This window comes from Gemmatimonadaceae bacterium (genome assembly GCA_035606695.1).
Lineage (GTDB): Bacteria > Gemmatimonadota > Gemmatimonadetes > Gemmatimonadales > Gemmatimonadaceae > JAQBQB01.
Genome location: DATNEW010000002.1, coordinates 1 through 3085 on the forward strand (window position 1 = coordinate 1; position 3085 = coordinate 3085).

5 protein-coding genes are annotated in these 3085 nt (G+C 64.0%); 2 read left to right on the plus strand and 3 right to left on the minus strand.

Annotated features, from left to right (window positions below; all coding sequences use genetic code 11):
• The 3 genes from VN706_00895 to VN706_00905 all read right to left on the minus strand — a co-directional run.
• On the minus strand, positions 1-473 hold a 473-nt coding region (locus VN706_00895; protein ID HXT14152.1), incomplete at its 3' end, for a hypothetical protein.
• A complete protein-coding gene (locus VN706_00900) occupies positions 457-837 on the minus strand; it encodes a hypothetical protein (GenBank protein ID HXT14153.1) in 381 nt (126 codons plus the stop codon). The genes VN706_00895 and VN706_00900, both read right to left, overlap by 17 nt.
• 8 nt (positions 838-845) lie before the next feature.
• Positions 846-1100, minus strand: coding sequence for a hypothetical protein (locus tag VN706_00905; GenBank protein HXT14154.1), 255 nt, complete (start codon positions 1098-1100; stop codon positions 846-848).
• A gap of 133 nt (positions 1101-1233) precedes the next feature.
• Here VN706_00905 and VN706_00910 point away from each other — a divergent pair, with 133 nt between their 5' ends.
• Positions 1234-2526 (plus strand): arylsulfotransferase family protein, encoded by a 1293-nt coding sequence (locus tag VN706_00910; protein HXT14155.1) that lies wholly within the window; start codon positions 1234-1236, stop codon positions 2524-2526.
• 113 nt (positions 2527-2639) lie between these two features.
• On the plus strand, positions 2640-3085 hold a 446-nt coding region (locus VN706_00915; GenBank protein HXT14156.1), incomplete at its 3' end, for a hypothetical protein.

Here is a 3085-nt window from a genome sequence, read left to right on the forward strand (position 1 = left end):
GCGCGAAACGCGTCCTCGAATTCCTGCGAGACCATCCCGATCGTCAGCGGCTCGAGCGTTCGCTCCGAAACGATGCGATCGCGCAGGTACGTGAGCCACAAGACCTCTTCGAAGGCCTCGGGGCTGTCGAGCGAGACTTGCATGCCGTCTCCGTGCGCGCGCTCGATCTCGTGGTCGGCGCGCGCGCTCGCCTTCGAGACGCGCCCGAAGATCAGCGGCGCCAGGATGAACGGCATGTGGCGATAGGTGAAGCTGCAGAACTCGCCCGTGCGGTAGAGGAGGTCGAGCAGCAGCGTCGTGCCCGCGCGCGGCAAACCCGTGATGAATACCTCGCGCTCGGATCGCGATCGGTCGCGGTTGCGCGCGAACAGATCGTTCTCGAGCTCCGCCAGCGCCTTCTGCACGAACGGAACCGAGAAGGCGAGGTAGTGGAGCGCGCGCTCGACCGTGCTGTATCTATCCGAGAATCGCATTTCTCACCCAGGCATAGCCGCAGGAAACCGCCGTTACCGATACGAGGACGACCGGCGACGTCAAGGCCGCGAACAAGCTCGCGGCGCTCGACGGATGGATCCAAGCGACGCCGAGGAAAATCGCGTACAGAACCACAGCGATCGCCGCGAGCTTCAAGACGATCAGCGAGGTCGCCTTCAGTATCAGACGCGACGCGCGCCGTGCGCAGGCCTCCTTCTCGTCGTCGCCGAGCCGTTCGTCGGAGAGGGCGCCGAAGGCATCGCGCGAGATCGCAATGACCGCTCTTGTCTGCCTGTCCAAGCGGAGCTGGAAGAACGCTTCGACGAAAATCACGCTGCTCAGGATGAGCGCCGCGACGCTCATGACCCTTGCTACTGCTCGGTTCCGGAAGTCCGCGGCTCGGGGCTCGACCGACCGTCGCCGGGCGCGGCCACGGGCGCGGCGCCTCGCCGCGCGCGGATCATGCGCTTGACCGGGTACCAGACCATACCGGCGAGGGCCAGCACGATCGCCGTCAAAAAGCCGAGAACCGCGCTGATCACGCCGAGCCCCATTCCGGGGCCGACATACGCTTCGGCACTCGTGGCCAGTGACAACAGGCAAACCGCCACGGCTAAACGTTTCATGCGCGTCCTCCTTGCGGCATCTCGGTCCGTCTAGACGGAACGCATGCAAATTGGGCGCCAAGTCGGGGCTGGCACAGGCATTGCATTCGTGCGGGTCGCGGGGGGCGAGTAGCTCGGAGGAGATTCCTTGGCTGTGAACAGGTCCGACCGGACGGCAAAACGCGTACAGCTGGCGTCGGCGGCGTTCATTGTCGCGATCGGCGCTTTCGGCTACGGCGTCGTCGTCGCGCACTATCAGATCTGGCCGTTCCGCTTGATTCAGGACTCGTCGTACGCGGTCGGAAGCATCGTGCGCGCCGGCGAAATCGTGCCGCGCGGCCGGCGGATCGAGCCGCCGAAAGGCGCCGCGCGCGAGGCGTTCACCATTCACGATCCTGCTCGTATCGGCGACGGCCTGTTCGTATTCCTCGGTAGCGACGACTCGACGCATGCGTACGCTGCTTGGGCTTACGACACGTCGGGCCGGAAGCTTCATACCTGGCGCATCGACTACCGCGCGCTCGACTCCGGCGGGCCGTCGAGCGGCACCGACATGCCGCACGCCTTTCAGGTGCTGCGCGACGGCTCCGTGATCGTCGGCTTCGACGGCGGCGACGTGATGGCGAGGATCGACGCCTGTGGCCACCCCATCTGGACCCGCGAGGGGATTTTCCATCACTCGATGACCGTCGCAGACGACGGCAGCATCTGGGTCTGGCGCGCGGAGGGCTCGCACTACGCGCAGTACCACTACTTGCTGAACTTCGACGCGGAGACCGGCGCCACGATCCGCGAGATCGGGCTCATCGAAGACATCATCCAGCGGCTCGGTCCGAACGCGTTCGTGTTAGGCATTCGCCCCGATTATCCGTTCCACCACCTCCACGCCGACCCGGAGGACCGCGATTCCGATTTCTTTCACCCGAACGACGTCGATGTGCTGAGCGCGGCTTTGGCACCGCAGTTTCCGATGTTCGAGGCGGGAGATTTGCTACTGAGCTTTCGCGAGCTCGACCTCGTGGCCGTCATCGATCCCGATACGTACGAGCTCAAATGGTGGAATGTCGGTCCGTGGATCAAGCAGCACGATCCGGATTTCCTGCCCGACGGCCGGATCTCGGTCTACAGCAACAACACGGGGCGCGGCCGCTCGGACATTCTGAAGATCGACCCGAAGACCAAGGCCGTCACCGACGACATGTACGGCGGAAAAGCGCGCTTCTATTCGGCGGAGATGGGCAGCCACCAGTATCAGCCCAACGGGAACGTGCTGATCACGGTGCCGGGGGAGGGCCGTGTGCTGCTCGTATCGGCCGCCGGCGACCCGATCATGGAGTTCAACAACGTGTCGTCGCAATCGGCGGCCCTCAACGAGCACGTCGAGAACGGCGCCTGGTTGCCGCCCGGGTTCTTCAGTTCCCTCCCGGAGTGCGCCGACCCGAGCTGACGATCACGCGCGCAGTTTTTCTTCGCTTCGCGTCTCATGAAGTAGAATCTCGCACCGCGGCATCGCGACGAGACAGGTGTGTGATGCACCTGGATAACCGGAGTAAACGTAGCGTGGTGAAGAATCTCGAGCAGGCGATTCAGAAGGCCGGTAGCCCAATCAAGCTCCTGTGGGAATCGAAGGCCCCGCCGGCCGTGGTCCCGCGCGTAGTGCAGGAGTTCACGAACTGGCGAGACGAGCAGATGGCGTGGCGCCGCACGGCGGTGCTGTTCGATCAGTCGCACCACATGGCCGACCTGAACATCAAGGGTCCCGATGCGCTGAAGCTGATCAGTAAGCTGGCCGTCAACAGCGTGGCTAAATTTCCCGTCGACATGGCGAAGCAGTTCGTCGCTGTCAATTACGACGGCTACGTTATCGGCGACAACATCCTGTTCCATCTCGAGGACGACGAGTACCAGGCCGTCGGCATTCCGCCGTCGATCAACTGGCTGCACTTTCACGCCGCGACCGGCGGCTACAACGTGCGCGTCTGGCGCGACGACAACTCGCTCTATCG

Bases quoted from the DNA above. Each gene is read 5' to 3' on its own strand.
- VN706_00900 (HXT14153.1), bottom strand. From the start codon at position 837: ATGAGCGTCGCGGCGCTCATCCTGAGCAGCGTGATTTTCGTCGAAGCG.
- VN706_00905 (HXT14154.1), bottom strand. From the start codon at position 1,100: ATGAAACGTTTAGCCGTGGCGGTTTGCCTGTTGTCACTGGCCACGAGT.